The sequence below is a fragment of the Rhodocaloribacter sp. genome, from assembly GCF_056451265.1.
The window spans coordinates 1-13,885 of record NZ_JBWOPL010000125.1; the positions used below are offsets into that span (position 1 = coordinate 1).

General features: G+C 66.3%; 11 protein-coding genes. 7 read left to right on the forward strand and 4 right to left on the reverse strand.

What is annotated here, in order from left to right; translation table 11 throughout:
* Positions 1–61: 61 nt before the first annotated feature.
* From AC1HIY_RS17930 to AC1HIY_RS17960, 7 genes are all read left to right on the forward strand, one after another.
* Positions 62–424 carry a hypothetical protein gene (locus tag AC1HIY_RS17930; RefSeq protein ID WP_479578208.1) on the forward strand — a complete coding sequence of 121 codons (363 nt, stop codon included), beginning with the start codon at positions 62–64 and terminating at the stop codon, positions 422–424.
* On the forward strand, positions 414–1,562 hold the full coding sequence (locus AC1HIY_RS17935) for a hypothetical protein (protein WP_479578210.1): 1,149 nt from the start codon (positions 414–416) through the stop codon (positions 1,560–1,562). The genes AC1HIY_RS17930 and AC1HIY_RS17935 overlap by 11 nt, the downstream gene beginning before the upstream one ends.
* A gap of 197 nt (positions 1,563–1,759) precedes the next feature.
* The gene (locus tag AC1HIY_RS17940; protein ID WP_479578212.1) at positions 1,760–3,562 is read left to right on the forward strand and encodes an ABC transporter ATP-binding protein; all 1,803 of its coding nucleotides are present in this window, start codon (positions 1,760–1,762) and stop codon (positions 3,560–3,562) included.
* 164 nt (positions 3,563–3,726) lie between these two features.
* Complete coding sequence (locus AC1HIY_RS17945) at positions 3,727–4,668, forward strand: ribonuclease Z (RefSeq protein ID WP_479578214.1); 942 nt, start codon at positions 3,727–3,729, stop codon at positions 4,666–4,668.
* Positions 4,669–4,805: 137 nt separating this feature from the next.
* Positions 4,806–6,557, forward strand: a complete 1,752-nt coding sequence (locus AC1HIY_RS17950; RefSeq protein ID WP_479578306.1) for an ABC transporter ATP-binding protein — start codon at positions 4,806–4,808, stop codon at positions 6,555–6,557.
* 497 nt (positions 6,558–7,054) lie between these two features.
* Complete coding sequence (locus AC1HIY_RS17955) at positions 7,055–9,235, forward strand: PAS domain-containing sensor histidine kinase (RefSeq protein ID WP_479578216.1); 2,181 nt, start codon at positions 7,055–7,057, stop codon at positions 9,233–9,235.
* A gap of 98 nt (positions 9,236–9,333) precedes the next feature.
* Entirely contained in the window at positions 9,334–9,855 is a 522-nt protein-coding gene (locus tag AC1HIY_RS17960; RefSeq protein ID WP_479578219.1) for an HmuY family protein, read from the forward strand.
* On the opposite strand, the gene AC1HIY_RS17965 is transcribed toward AC1HIY_RS17960, so the two are convergent.
* The 4 genes from AC1HIY_RS17965 to porQ all read right to left on the reverse strand — a co-directional run bounded on the left by AC1HIY_RS17965 (position 9,838) and on the right by porQ (position 13,782).
* Entirely contained in the window at positions 9,838–11,208 is a 1,371-nt protein-coding gene (locus tag AC1HIY_RS17965; RefSeq protein ID WP_479578222.1) for an MATE family efflux transporter, read from the reverse strand. The two genes, AC1HIY_RS17960 and AC1HIY_RS17965, sit on opposite strands and share 18 nt — an antisense overlap.
* Positions 11,209–11,302: 94 nt before the next feature.
* Positions 11,303–12,328: a type 2 isopentenyl-diphosphate Delta-isomerase gene (fni, locus tag AC1HIY_RS17970; protein ID WP_479578224.1), complete on the reverse strand. Its 1,026-nt coding sequence runs from the start codon at positions 12,326–12,328 to the stop codon at positions 11,303–11,305.
* Between the two features lie 58 nt (positions 12,329–12,386).
* Positions 12,387–12,734 (reverse strand): hypothetical protein, encoded by a 348-nt coding sequence (locus tag AC1HIY_RS17975; RefSeq protein ID WP_479578228.1) that lies wholly within the window; start codon positions 12,732–12,734, stop codon positions 12,387–12,389.
* Positions 12,735–12,816: 82 nt separating this feature from the next.
* Positions 12,817–13,782 carry a type IX secretion system protein PorQ gene (porQ, locus tag AC1HIY_RS17980; RefSeq protein WP_479578230.1) on the reverse strand — a complete coding sequence of 322 codons (966 nt, stop codon included), beginning with the start codon at positions 13,780–13,782 and terminating at the stop codon, positions 12,817–12,819.
* Positions 13,783–13,885: the final 103 nt, after the last annotated feature.

Here is a 13,885-nt window from a genome sequence, read left to right on the forward strand (position 1 = left end):
GAGCGGAGGAGGCCCGCTTCGAGGACATCGAACCACGCGCGCGAAAGCGGGAGGCGGCAGGATGGCGGAATGGAGCGTCAACCATCGCGCCTGCACGACCACGTACACCACGCTGATCGTGCTGGCCCAACTGCCCCGCGACCTCTCGTTCCGGGATGCCGGAGACGTAAAAATGAGCGGGCTCGCCTTCTGGAAGCTGACCTCGTCGGCGCAGGTGCGGCGGGTGCAGGCGGGCGCGCTGGCCCTGCAAATCGACAACGTCTTCCGCGACATCCGGGGGGCGGTGTACGAACCGGGCGTGGACCCCGACGCCGTGCCGGGACTCATCCGCGAGGCGCTGCTCCGCCCCGAGAACACCGTCGCCGACCTCGCGGCGCTTTTCGACGCCCTCTACCTTTTCTGGAGGGAGAACGATGCGACCTGACCGATACGCAGTGATCGTCCTCGCAGCGCTCTCGGTCCTCATGGGGACGCCGCGCGCGCAGGCGCAGGGCGTAGGCGAAGCCATCGTCGAACTGGCGCGGGACGGCGCGCGCTTCGGCCTCGACGCGGAGGCGCTAAAGGAACACATCCTTCGGGGCATCCTCGACCATCCGGAGACGCTCAACGCCTTTCTCCGCGCCTACCTCGAACCCCGGTCGAGCCTCCTGGCCGACCTCAACCTCTCGTTCAAAACCTTCGAGGTCAGCGGCGTGGATTCCGCCTCGGGGCTCGGGGTGGCGTACGACTTCGCGCGGGACCTCACGCACCGCCGCGTCGCCGCGCAGGCGGGCTTCGGCCTCTCGCTGGCCGCCGAGGGCAACGTGGCGTTCGAGCGGCGGGTCAACCCGGTGGATTTCCTGGCGACGACACTCGCCTTTCACCTGTACAAGTCGTGGGGCGGGACGGCCCGGGCGCGGGACCCCGACTATTTCGACCGGCTGAATGCGCTCGAAGACGAGTGGGTCCGGGCCGGGGACGATGCCGCACGAGACGCCCTCCGCCGCACGTTCACGGACCTCGTGCGGGAGCGGCTGCGGGATCAACTCTACCTCGACTTCTCCCTCGCGAGCAGCCTCGAAGCCAATCAGGATTTCACCGCCACGCAATGGGTCTTCGGGGCGGGTCTGGGCCTCGACCTCAAGCTGTGGAAGAACGGCTATCTGAACGTCTTCGACTGGCCCGCCGCCGCCCTCCGGTGGCTCTCCGGCTATGACGACGACCTCGAACCCCTCGGCGCGACGTTCCCCACGGTGGTCGTGAGCCTCGAACGGGTGGCCCCCGGCGACGACCCGGAGCGCGAGCGCCTCGCGGGGAAACTCGGCGGCTATACGCGGGCGAAGGTCGAGGTCGCCTTCAAAACGCCTGTGAACGCCGGTGCGTACGTCGAGGCCAACTTCCGGCACTATGCCGAGGTGAACGCGCCGGCGGCCATCCGAGGAGCCGGGCGCGACCGGGCGACGTACCTCACGCTCGCCTTCGCCACGGCCTTCGGTCCGTACGTGAGCTATACCACGGGCCGCCTCCCTTTCGACGCCGAGGAGGATCAGGTCTATGAACTCGGGCTTCGGTACCGGTTCTGAGCGCCCCACCTTCTTCGGCTCGCCGTCATACTGACCCCCAGCCCCCCGACACACCCGCCCATCCCTCCACCTCTTCAGCCCACCACTCCTGCGTTCGGAAAAAGGAAGCGCGGCGGATCCGGTGAGGGCTTCTCGCGTTTGCACTTCCGTCCTTTGCGGAGCCTCTTCCGCGTCCCGATCCCGAAAGCCGAAAGCGAATGGGGCCGCTCGCCCGACTCAACCGGTATTACTGGAAATACAAGCGCCTCTTCATCCCGGGGCTGTTTGCCGCGATGGCGTCGGCGGCGTTCTCCATCGTCGTGCCGATGGTCGTCCGGCAGGCCGTGGACAGCATCCCCCGCATGGTGACCCTCTACAAGGTCTTTCTCGGGACGCCCGTGCAGCCGTATCTGTACGTCGACTTTTTTTCGAGTCTGATGATCTTCGCGCTCGCCATCGTCTGCCTCAGTCTCTTCAGCGGCGTGTTCTCCTTTCTCATGCGGCAGACCATCGTGGTGGCCTCCCGGCACATCGAATACGACCTCCGGAACCGCCTCTACGAGCATTTACAGAACCTCTCGTACGGGTTCTATCTCCGGCACGCTACCGGCGACCTGATCACGCGGGCGACGAGCGACATCGAGCAGGTGCGCCGGTACATCGGTCCCGCCATCATGTACGTCACGCGCGCCGTCGTGGTGGTGGTGATGGCCATCACGACGATGTTCGTCATCTCGCCGCGTCTGACGATGTTTGCCCTCATCCCGATGCCGTTTCTGGCGTTGTCGGTGTTCTTTGTCGCGCGCATGGTGCACGTCCGGAGCGACGCGCTGCAGGAGCAGTATTCCACGCTGACGAGCCGCGTGCAGGAGGCGCTCTCGGGCATAAGGGTGCTCAAGGCGTATACGCGCGAGGAGGACGAAGCGCACGCGTTCGAGGAGGAGAGTGGCCACTACCGGCGGCGCATGCTCGACCTGGCGAAGGTCGAGGCGGCGTGGCAGCCCGTCTTTCTCATGCTCGTGGGTATGTCGACGATCATCGTGGTGTGGGTCGGCGGACGGCTCGTCATCGAAGGGGCCATCACGCTGGGCAACATCGCCGAATACATCATCTACGTGGCGATGATGACGTGGCCCGTGGCCTCGGTCGGCTTCGTCACGACGATGGTGCAGCGGGCGTCGGCCTCGATGGCGCGGCTCAATCAGATCTTCGATGAGCAGCCGGAAGTGGCCGAGCAGGCGCACACCGATCAGACGATCACCGAGCTCCGGGGGGGGCTGGCGTTCCGCGACGTGTCGTTTCGGTATAGCCCGGACGGGCCGTGGGTGCTCCGGGACATCGACTTCGAGATTCCGGCCGGCGGCACGCTGGCCCTTGTCGGGCGCACCGGCTCGGGCAAAACCACGCTCGTCGAGATGATCCCACGTCTGCTCGATCCCACCGAAGGCGTCGTCGAAGTCGACGGCCGCGACGTGCGGGAGATCCCCCTGGGCGTGCTTCGTGAACACATCGGCTACGTGCCGCAGGAGGTCTTCCTTTTCAGCGACACGGTGGCGGGCAACATCGCCTTCGGCAGCATGGAAGCGACCGAGGAGGCCATCGAGGAGGCGGCGCGGGAGGCGGAGTTGCTCGACACCATCCGCGACTTCCCCGAGGGCTTCGAGACGTTCGTGGGCGAGCGCGGCATCACACTCTCGGGCGGGCAGAAGCAACGCACCTCCATCGCCCGCGCCCTCATCCGCGATCCCCGCATCCTCATCCTCGACGACGCCCTCTCGGCGGTGGACGTGAACACCGAGCGGCAGATCCTCGGCCATCTCCGCCGCCGCAAGGGCCGCCGCACGCTCGTGCTCGTGAGCCACCGGATCTCCGCCGTGCAGGACGCCGACCTCATCCTCGTCCTCGACGAGGGTCGCGTCGCCGAGCGCGGCACGCACGAGGAACTCCTCGCCCTCGATGGTCTGTATGCCGGACTTTATCGCAAACAGTTGCTCGAAGAGGAGATCGCGGCGCTGGGATAGGAGGGGGCTCACGATGTTCACCGTCAGGGGCTCCCTTCGGTCGTGTCATAGACGCCCGGCGGCGCGTCAGGGGCTTGCCTCCGGCTCGCGCCAAGTTCGCTCACCCACACCCCCGGACCGTTCAAGCCTCCACTCCATTTCCCAAAAACCGAACCGAAGAAGCCATGATCATGGAACTGACGATCCTGGGCGTCGCCTCTGCCATGCCCGCGCACGACCGGCATTTCTCGGCGTCCGTTCTTCGGTACGAGGGCGCCGTCTTGCTTTTCGATTGCGGGGAGGGGACGCAGTTTCAGATGCTTCGCGCCGGCGTGAAAAGCCCGCGCATCGACGCCATTTTCATCACCCACTTCCACGGCGACCACCTGTACGGGCTCTTCGGATTGCTCTCGACGATGAGCCTGCTCCGGTACGAGGGACGGCTTCGCATCGTCGGGCCGAGGGGCCTCGCGGCGGCGGTGCACGCCACGCCGGGGCTCGCCCGCAACGGCTTTCCCTTCGAGATCGAGTTCGTAGAGCTCGACGAGGGCTTCGGGCGCGCGATCGTCTATGAGACGGACGCCTTCGTGGTGACGGCCCGGCCGCTGGAGCACAGCATCTTCACCGTGGGCTATCGCTTCGAGGAGAAGACCCGCCCCGGCACGCTCGACGTGGAGCAGGCGCGGGCGCTCGGGGTGACCGACTACGCGCACTATCGCGCCCTCAAGGCCGGTCGCGCCGTCACGTTGCCGGGCGGGCGGGTGGTCGCGCCGGAGGAGGTCGTGGGCCCGCCGAAGCCGGGGCGGTCCTTTGCCTACGTGACCGACACGCGCCCGTGCGAGGGCGGCCGTCAGCTGGCCCGCGGCGTCGACGTGCTCTATCACGAGGCCACCTTCACCGAGGACCGGCTCGAAAGGGCGCTCGAGACGAAGCACGCCACCGCCCGCGAAGCCGCTGCCGTGGCGAAGGCGGCAGGGGCGAAGCGCCTCCTCATCGGCCACTTCAGCGCGCGGTATGCCGACCTCGAGCCGCTGCTGGCCGAAGCACGGGAGGTTTTTGAGAACACCGAGACGGCTGAGGAGTTAAGGCGATACGTTTTCGAGAGCGGATCGGTGGAACGGAGTTAACGAGCGCCCGAGGCGGGTTTTGGCGGGCATGATCGAACGGATACTTGGCAGCGGAAAAAGCAAAGAGCAAATCATCGGGTGAGGACGTCGCCGCCGGCTTCGACGGGAAGCTGTTGCGGCGGATCGTCACGTATCTGATGCCCTACAAAGGCTGGGTGGCGCTTGCCTTCATCTCCGTGATGACGGTCGCCTTTCTCGGTCCGCTCCGCCCCAAGCTCGTCCAGCTTGCCATCGACCGGCACATCGTCTCCGGCGACCTCGACGGGCTCCACCGGATGATCTTCTGGCTCATCGTCGTGCTCGTCGCCGAGGGGCTGCTCTCCTTCCTCAATGCCTATCTGACGCAGTGGATCGGACAGCAGGCCATCTACGACCTGCGCACGCGGGTCTTTCGCCACATCCTCCGGCAACCCCTCCGGTTCTTCGACCGGACGCCGCTCGGCCGGCTGCTCACGCGCGTGACGAGCGACGTAGAATCGCTCAGCCAGATCCTCTCCGGCGGCGTCGTCACCATCCTCGGCGACCTCTTTCGGCTCGTCTTCATTGCGTACTTCATGTTCACCCTGAACGTGCGGCTCGCCCTCGTGACGCTCGCGGTGATGCCCGTCATGCTCTGGGCGACGATGTGGTTCAAGGCGCGGGTGCGCGATCAGTACCGGGAGACGCGCAAGCAGGTGGCCCGCCTCAACGCGTTCCTTCAGGAGCACATCACGGGCATGCGCATCGTGCAGCTCTTCAACCGTGAGGCCGAGGAACTGCGGCGCTTCCGCAAGATCAACGACGAGCACCGGCGCGCACACATCCGGACGATCTTCTTCTTCGCCCTCTTCTGGCCCGCCATCGACCTGATCTCCTCGACGGCGCTCGGGCTGGTCATCTGGTTCGGCGGGGTGAGCGCTATGACGGGCACGCTCACGCTCGGCGTGCTCATCGCCTTCATCCAGTACGCCCGCCAGTTCTTCGAGCCCATCCGCAAACTCTCGGATCAGTTCAACATGCTTCAGAGCGCCATGGCCGGCGCCGAACGCATCTTCGACCTCCTCGACCGCGACGAGGCGCTCCCCGAGCCGGAGGAGCCGGTGCGCCTCGATCGGGTGCAGGGACGCATCGAGTTCCGAAACGTGTGGTTCTCGTATACCGCGCCTCCGGACTACGACCCACAGCGCGACGGACGGGAAGGCGGCGTCGACTGGGTGCTCCGGGACGTCTCGTTCACCGCGGAGCCGGGGCAGACGGTCGCCATCGTCGGAGCCACCGGAGCGGGGAAGACCACCATCATCAACCTGCTCCTGCGTTTCTATGAAGCCCAGCGCGGGCAGATCCTCGTCGACGGCGTGGACATCCGACGCCTTGCGCAGACCGACCTCCGCCGGCACATCGGCCTCGTGCTGCAGGACGTGTTCCTTTTCTCCGGCTCCATCGAACGGAACATCACGCTCGACGACCCGCGCATCGAGCAGGAGAAGGTGGAGGAGGCCGCCCGCATGATCGGCGCGGATGCCTTCATCCGCCGGCTGCCGGCAAAATACGGGCACGACGTGCGCGAGCGCGGCATGTCGCTCTCGCACGGACAGCGGCAGCTCCTTTCGTTCGTCCGCGCCCTCGTCTACGATCCCGAGGTGCTCGTCCTCGACGAAGCCACGTCGAGCGTCGACACGGAGACGGAACACCTCATTCAAAATGCCCTCGAACGGCTGATGGAGGGACGCACGTCCATCGTCATCGCGCACCGCCTCTCCACCATTCAGCACGCCGAGCAGATCCTGGTGATGCACAAAGGCAAGATCCGCGAGCGCGGCACGCATCAGGAACTGCTCGCGTACGACGGCCTCTATCGCAAACTGTACGAACTTCAGTACAAGGAGCAGGAACGCGCCGGCGCCGCGTGAGCGTGTCGGCCGAAGGAATCCCTGCGGAACGCCGGATGGGTGGAATGGTCGCGCTTTATGATATATTTTGTGCGGATCCGGCAGAGCGTTCGCATCGGGAACAGGGGTTGCGTCGCGCGCCATGCGGGAGGCAGCGTTTGTCTTCCGATGGAGCGGCCGTTTCGCAAGACACGCGGCGCATGAAGAAGGGACGATGCCGCCGTCCTTCAACGCCATCGTTAGTGTTTTACCTTGTATCGTTTTCTTGGACGACGGTTTTTTTCCAGTGCGTGCGTCCCGGGAGGCTCCCGTTGTCTATCGTCGTATGATATTGTATTGCAATGAGTTGGTTAGGGTTATTTGACGCCGGCGGCTTGCCGACGATGCTAGAGTTGGTCCTGGGCGTCCTGACGTTGGGAGTGGTGAGGTCGAGCGATCGGGGCCAGGGGCGTGAAGCGGAAAACCGCGCGGAGGAAAGCCGGGAAAGCCTGGATGGGGCCGCCGGTTTTTATCGAGAGATGCTCGATACGGCGCCGGTCGCAATGTTCGTGCTTCGCAAAGAGGGTCGGATCGTCTATGCGAACGAGGCCGGCGTGAACCTCCTTGGCGCATCCGGGCCGGAGGACGTCCTCGGCGCGACGGCCGTCGCGTTTCTGATACCGGAGGAGCAGGAGGACGCCTGGGCCAATCTCCGCCGGGTGGGGACGAGCGGGCTCCCGGAGAAGGTCGAGCGCACCCTGGTCCGGATGGACGGCCGGCGGCGGAGCGTCGTCGTTTATCAGCGGCCGATCCGGTTCGAGGGAGAGCCGGCCGTGCAGTCCGTGCTCATCGACGTCACCGAGCGCAAGCGTGCGCAGGCCGAGCTCGAATCCACGGTGTCGTTGTTTCGGTCCACGCTCGAGTCGACGGCGGACGGGATTCTCGTCGTGGGCCTTGAACGGGAGGTCGTTGCTTTTAATGAGCGCTTCCTGGAAATGTGGCGTCTGGGTCCGGAGATGAAGGAGGGGGGAGATGCGCGGGCGCTCGTCCACATGATCAAGGATCAGTTCGTGGATCCCGAGGCGGTCATGGCGCGGACGGAGGCGTATTACCAGACCCCGGAGCGCGAGGGGTTCGACGTCCTCCGCTTCCGGGACGGGCGCGTGTTCGAGCGGTACTCGCGTCCACAGATGATCGGCGGGCGGATCGTGGGGCGCGTATGGAGCTTCCGCGACGTGACCGCGCGTGAGCGCACCGAGAAGGCCTTACGGGCCTCGGAGGAAAAATTCTCCAAAGCGTTCCGGGTCAGCCCGATCGCCGTGGCCATCTCCCGCCTCCGCGACGGTCGACTCATCGACGTCAACGAAGGGTTCGAACAACTGACCGGCTTCTCGCGGGACGAGGCCATCGGCAGGACGACGGACGAACTGGGGATCTGGGCGCTCGACGACCGTTCCCGCATTTTCGAGATCCTCGAGCGGGAGGGGCGGTTGCGGAACGTCGAGGCTCTTCTTCGGACGAAAGCGGGCGACGTGTGCGCCGTTCTCATCTCCTCGGAGGTCATCGAACTCGAGGGAGAAACATGTCTGATCGGCATCACCTACGACGTCTCGGAGAAGAAACGGGCCGAAGAAGCGCTCCGGGTTTCGCAGGAGAAATTCATGCGCGCGTTCCGTTCGAGCCCGGACTCGATCACGCTTACCCGCCTGCGGGACGGAATGTTGCTGGAAGTCAACGAGGGGTTCGAGCGCATCACCGGGTTCTCTCGGGAGGAAGCCGTCGGGAAAACGGCTCTGGCGCTCGGACTGTGGCCGCCGGGCGAACGCGAGCGTATGCTGACGGCGCTCAAGGCGTCGCGGCGGATTCTCGACTTGCCCCTGCAGTTCCACGTTCGTTCCGGGGAGACGCTGGATTTCCTGTTCTCTGCAGAAATCTTTGAGTGGGAGGGGGAAGCCTGTATGGTGGCCATCTCCCGGGACGTGACGGAGATGCGCCGGGCGGCCGGAGAACGGGAACGGCTGATCCACGAGCTCGAAGCACGGAACGCCGAGCTCGAACGATTCACCTATACCGTCTCGCACGACCTGAAGTCGCCGCTCGTGACGATCAAGAACTTTCTCGGCTTCCTCGAAATGGACCTCGCCGGCGGCGAGATCGAACGGACGAAGCGGGACATCGATCACATCGCCTCGGCGGCGGACCGGATGGCGCAGTTGCTCGACGAGTTGCTCCATCTCTCACGTACGGGCCGGATCGTCGCGCGCAAGGAGCGGGTCTCGCTGAGCGTGCCGGCGACCGAGGCCGTCACGCTCCTCGCCGGGGAGATCAGGCGAGCGGGCGCGACGGTGGATCTCATGCCGGACATGCCCGTGGCGACGTGCGATCCCGTGCGGATGGTGGAGGTGTTTCAGAACCTCATCGGCAATGCCGTTCGGTTTTGCGGGTCGGGGGCCCCGAGCGTCGAGGTGGGCGCGCGCGAGAACGGGGCGGGCGAGGTGCTGTGCTGGGTGCGCGACAAAGGCCTGGGCATCGAATCCCGGTACCACGAGAAGATTTTCGGCCTGTTCGAACGTCTGGATACGGGTGCGGGAGGGACCGGCATCGGGCTGGCGCTCGTGAAGCGCATCGTCGAGGGGCACGGCGGGCGCGTCTGGGTGGAGTCCGAAGGCCTCGATCGGGGCAGCACATTCTTTTTCACCCTTCCGTGCGAAGGCGCATAGTTCACGCCGAGTTCATCGCCGAAACGGCGCGGCAGGCCCCCGCCCCCCGTACTTTTTCGGACGATCCCACCCATTCTATCCGAAAACCGATGAGACGAATGAAGCCTTTCTTCCTGATGATCCTGACGATGACGGTGTGGGCCGGCGGACCGGCGGCCTTCGCACAGGTCGCGCCGAGGACGGCCGCGAACATCGATGCCTCGGGCGATGCGTACACGTACTTCAGCCTGCGCGAGAACAAGGTGGTCCCGGTCGAAGACGAGAATGCCGACGCCTGGGATCTGGCATTCAAAGGGGCCGAGGTCAGGGTCAACGGGATGGCGCAGTATGTGGACGAGGCCTTCGAGGACCTCGACGAAGCGCCCGAAGAGGGCTATGTGAACGGAGACGCGCTGCCGGGCGGAAGCGGCGACGGATGGTTTCTCTATCAGGCCGACGTCCACGTCGTGATTCCCGTCCCGGACCGGGTGCTTGTCGTGAAGACGAAGGACGGCAAGTATGCGAAGGTGCAGATCCTGAGCTATTACAAGGACAGCCCCGACGGCGCGCCTTCGGGACCGGCGCGGTTCTATACGATCCGCTACGCGTTTCAGCCCGACGGATCACGCGCGTTCGATTGAAGCCGGTTCGGGGGCGCCGGTTTCGAGCCACTGGCTGTCCCCGATGCCGGGCCGGATGCGGATCACGCCGAAAGCGGCCCGAACGGTGATCCATCCCACTGTGACGAGCCAGACGCCGGTGAGCGTGGGGTGGGTGGCGTCGAGCCAGAGGAGGGCCGATGCGCCGAGGCCCGTGGCGAGGAGCATGACGTTTCGGAGAAAGCGGTAGTCGCCGGCGCCCCAGTGGAGGCCGTCGGTGGCGAAAGAGAGCGCGTTGACGGGCTGGGAGAAGGAAGCGGCGAGCCAGGCCGGGTGAAAGAGCGCCGCCGCCGCGGGCGGGACGAGGAGGCGGCGCACAAGGTCTTCGCCGAGCCACATCGCGAGGCCGAGGACGGCGCCCGTGCCGAGGCTCCACGCGCACACGATGAAGGCCACGCGCCGCGCCTGCGCCCACCGCCCCGCGCCCACGAAATAGGCCACGAGGCTCTGTCCCGTGATGGCGAAGGCGTCGAGGAAGAGGGCCGTGAAGAGCCAGACCTGCCGGACGGCCTGATGCGCCGCGCCCGCGTCCGCGCCGATGCGTGTGGCCGTGCGTGTGGTGAGCAGGAGGAAGAGGGTGAGCAGCCCCGTTCGAACGAAGAGGTCGCCGCCGACGCGGAGCAGACGGGCCGCATCGCGCAGGCGCAGGCGTTCGGCGAGGCCGAGGCGGCGAAAAACGACGGCGAGGGCCCACGCCGCGCCGAGCCACTGGCTGACGGTGCTCGCCCACGCCGCACCTGCGATGCCGAAGGCGGGGATGGGGCCGAGGCCGAAGATGAGCGCGGCGTCGAGGGCAACGTTCAGCCCGTTCACCGTCACGGCGATCCACAGGGGCGTGCGCATGTCCTGTAGCCCGCGAAGGGCGCCGAAGGCGGCTACCGTCATCAACACCGCCGGCGCGCCGAACCACCGGATGCGCATGTATGCGACGGCGACGGCGTGCAGTTCGCCCGAAGCGCCCATCAGCGTGGCGGCGGGCCCCGACCCCATCCAGCCGACGCCGATCATCACGAAGCCGAAGAGCGCGCTCATCGCCAGCGCCAGCCCGTTGATCTGCCGGGCGTCGGCGGCGGCTCCGGCTCCGTAGGCCTGCGCCACCTCGGTCTGCGTGCCGATGCCCAGGAAGTTGAAGATCCAGAAGACGCTCGAGAGGACCATCGTCCCCACCCCGAGCGCCGCCAGCGGAACCGCGCCGAGATGCGCCACGAACGCCGTATCCACCAGCCCCGTCACCGGCTCGGCGATGAGCGAGAACAGGACGGGGACCGACAGCGTGACGAGCGTGCGGTGCGGCCGACGGACGAAAGGGTGTTCGGAGGATGCAGTCAGGGGCAAGACGAAGCGCCGTTTGCAGAGATGGTGCGGATGCGCCACACACCCTCACCGCCGCGTTTTGTTTCGATCGACCCCGGCCGCCGCCGCGAGAGGCTCAGCGCCGCACGATGCGCGCGCGTTTGAGGTCGTCCAGGGTGCGCGCGCCGAGGCAGAACATGGCGATCTTCAGTTCGTGGATGATGCGCTCGGCTTTCGCGGCGACGCTTTCGGGGGCGTCGAGGGCGGGGGCGAGGAAGGGGGCGGCCATGCCCACGAGGTCTGCGCCGAGGGCGATGGCCTTTGCGGCGTCGAGGCCGGAGCGGATGCCGCCGCTGCCGATGAGCGTCACGCCCGGGACGGCGCGCACCTGCCGGATGCTCTCGGGGGTGGGGAGGCCCCAGTCGGCGAAAATTGCGCCGAGGTCGTCGTTGTCGGCCCGCCGTCCTTCGATGCGCGCCCAGCTCGTGCCGCCCACGCCCGCCACGTCGATGAGGCGGAGACCGCGCCCGGCCAGCGCCCACGCCGTCTCCCGCGTGATGCCGCTGCCCACCTCCTTGACGACCACCGGCACGCTCAGCCGCGCCGCGACGGCCTCCATCTTCGCGAGCAGCCCGGCAAAATTGCGCTGTCCCTCCGGCTGAATGGCCTCCTGAAGGGGGTTGAGGTGAAAGACGAGCGCGTCGGCGTCGATCATGCGGACGGCGGCTTCGCAGGCGTCGAGGCCGAAGCCGTAGTTCAACTGCACCGCGCCGAGGTTGGCCAGGAGCGGGATCGTGGGGGCGGCGTCGCGGATGCGGAAAGAGGCGGCGTGCGCCGGGTCCTCGAGGGCTTTGCGCTGGGAGCCCACGGCGAGCGCGATGCGGGCTTGCTCGGCGCCCAGTGCCAGGTTTCGGTTGATGGCCGCCGCCGCGTCCGTCCCCCCCGTCATCGACGAGATGAGCAACGGCGCGGCCAGAGGCTTGCCGAGGAACCGCGCGCGCGTGTCGATCTCGGCAAAGTCGAGCTCCGGCAGCGCCTCGTGCTCGAAGACGTAGTCGTCGAAAGGGTTTCGGTCGGATTGCATGCCGGCCTGAAGCGACAGAGCGATGTGCTCGGCTTTGCGGTCGCGGGCGCCTTCGGGGTCGGTGGGGCGGCCTTTCATGAGGAGAGCTACGGCATGGGTAGAGGGCAGAGGGGCCTGCCGGTCACATGAAGCGGGGTCACATGAAACGGTAGGCGAGAACGATGATGTTCAGAAGCACCACGCCGAGGAGGAGCACCCGTTCGATGGAGCCGAAATAGCGCACCCCCCAGCGGTCGCGACTGCTTCCGAAGCCCTTGTGGTCGTTGATATAGAGCACGCGGACGACGAAGAGGACAGCCAGCGCCCCGAGCACGGCGAAGCGAAGGCCTCTGAGGTAGATGAGCCCGGCGCTCGCCAGTCCCATCGCCAGCGTGAGCCAGAAGACGAACGGCTTCGGCCATCTCCGAAGCTTTCGATACTTGACGTGCCACGGGCGGTTATGCCGGTGTGAGGGCGCGCGGCGGTGTTCGGATTTTGCGGTCATGGGATGACGGAAGAGCGCGGATGATCCGGGAAAAGCTATATCGCAATTCTTCCTCAAAAAGCCAAATGGCGGCGGCGCGCGGTCAGAGGTGGGTGCTGAGGGTGAACTGGTGCAGTCCTCCGAGCGACGACCATGAGTTGAAGGCATAGTCGATGCGGACGCGGCGGATCCGTATCCCCACGCCGAGGCCGAGACCGGCCAGGTCGAGACGGCTCTTGAGCTTGAGATCCTCGTGCCGGCGGTGGTTGTATCCGAAACGGAGTTGAAAGGCCTCGCTGAACTGAAACTCGCCGCCGAAGGCGAGGTGATAGAGCGCGTTGTCGACGGCGGTGGCGTTGTCGGGCGTGTCGTTGAGGTTGTGGAGGTTATACCCCATCACGGAGATCAGGAGCGGGAGGTGGGTCAGGCGTTTGCTGAAGCCTACGCGCAGGTCCAGGGGCAGGTCGTCCCGGGTGGTTCCGAGGGAGGAGAGCGTCACGCCGAGGTTGTTCACCGAGGCGCTGAAGGTCAGGCTGCGTTCGGCTATGTGGTACAGCACGCCGAGGTCGGCAGCCAGGGCGGAAGCGTTGAACGCGTCGATGCTGCTGTAGATCAGGTGCACGTTGGCGCCGTACCGGATGCGTTCGTCGTACGTGCGGGCCGCACCCAGGGTGAGGGCCACGTCGGATGCGCCGAAGGCGCCGAGGCGTTGGCCGGTTTCGTCGGCCCGCTCGAAGGAGCCCCAGCTCAGGAAACGCAGACCGAGGCCGAACGTGCCGAGGCCCTCGTAATGGCGGCTGTAGGCGAGGAAGCCCGCGTTGACGTCGCTCAGGTGGTTCAGGTACGAAAGCGAGAGCGCGCCGTGCATCTGTTCGTTGAGCAGCGCCGGATTATAGAACATTCCGTTGACGTCGTCGCCGTAGACGGCGGCGTACGATCCGCCGAGGGCCGCCGCGCGCGCCGAAGGTTCGAGGCGGAGGAAGGAGAAGCCGGTCAACTCGCCGGGCTGAGCCTCGACCCGTGTAAAGGAGGCCGCCAGGAGACACAGCAAGAGACAACGCAGACGCATGAAGAATCTCGGGTGGTGCGGGTGGAAAGGGAAAGAACCCCCGGCGGTGGTACACTTCAGCGGAAGCGGTTACCCAACGGGCGGGGCGCGCGCGGGAGAAGCG

Excerpts from the sequence above, each read along its gene's own strand:
- AC1HIY_RS17930 (WP_479578208.1), top strand. The coding sequence starts at position 62 with ATGGCGGAATGGAGCGTCAACCATCGCGCCTGCACGACCACGTACACC.
- AC1HIY_RS17935 (WP_479578210.1), top strand. The coding sequence starts at position 414 with ATGCGACCTGACCGATACGCAGTGATCGTCCTCGCAGCGCTCTCGGTC.
- AC1HIY_RS17940 (WP_479578212.1), top strand. The coding sequence starts at position 1,760 with ATGGGGCCGCTCGCCCGACTCAACCGGTATTACTGGAAATACAAGCGC.
- AC1HIY_RS17945 (WP_479578214.1), top strand. The coding sequence starts at position 3,727 with ATGATCATGGAACTGACGATCCTGGGCGTCGCCTCTGCCATGCCCGCG.
- AC1HIY_RS17950 (WP_479578306.1), top strand. The coding sequence starts at position 4,806 with ATGCCCTACAAAGGCTGGGTGGCGCTTGCCTTCATCTCCGTGATGACG.
- AC1HIY_RS17955 (WP_479578216.1), top strand. The coding sequence starts at position 7,055 with ATGCTCGATACGGCGCCGGTCGCAATGTTCGTGCTTCGCAAAGAGGGT.
- AC1HIY_RS17960 (WP_479578219.1), top strand. The coding sequence starts at position 9,334 with ATGAAGCCTTTCTTCCTGATGATCCTGACGATGACGGTGTGGGCCGGC.
- fni (WP_479578224.1), bottom strand. The coding sequence starts at position 12,328 with ATGAAAGGCCGCCCCACCGACCCCGAAGGCGCCCGCGACCGCAAAGCC.
- AC1HIY_RS17975 (WP_479578228.1), bottom strand. The coding sequence starts at position 12,734 with ATGACCGCAAAATCCGAACACCGCCGCGCGCCCTCACACCGGCATAAC.
- porQ (WP_479578230.1), bottom strand. The coding sequence starts at position 13,782 with ATGCGTCTGCGTTGTCTCTTGCTGTGTCTCCTGGCGGCCTCCTTTACA.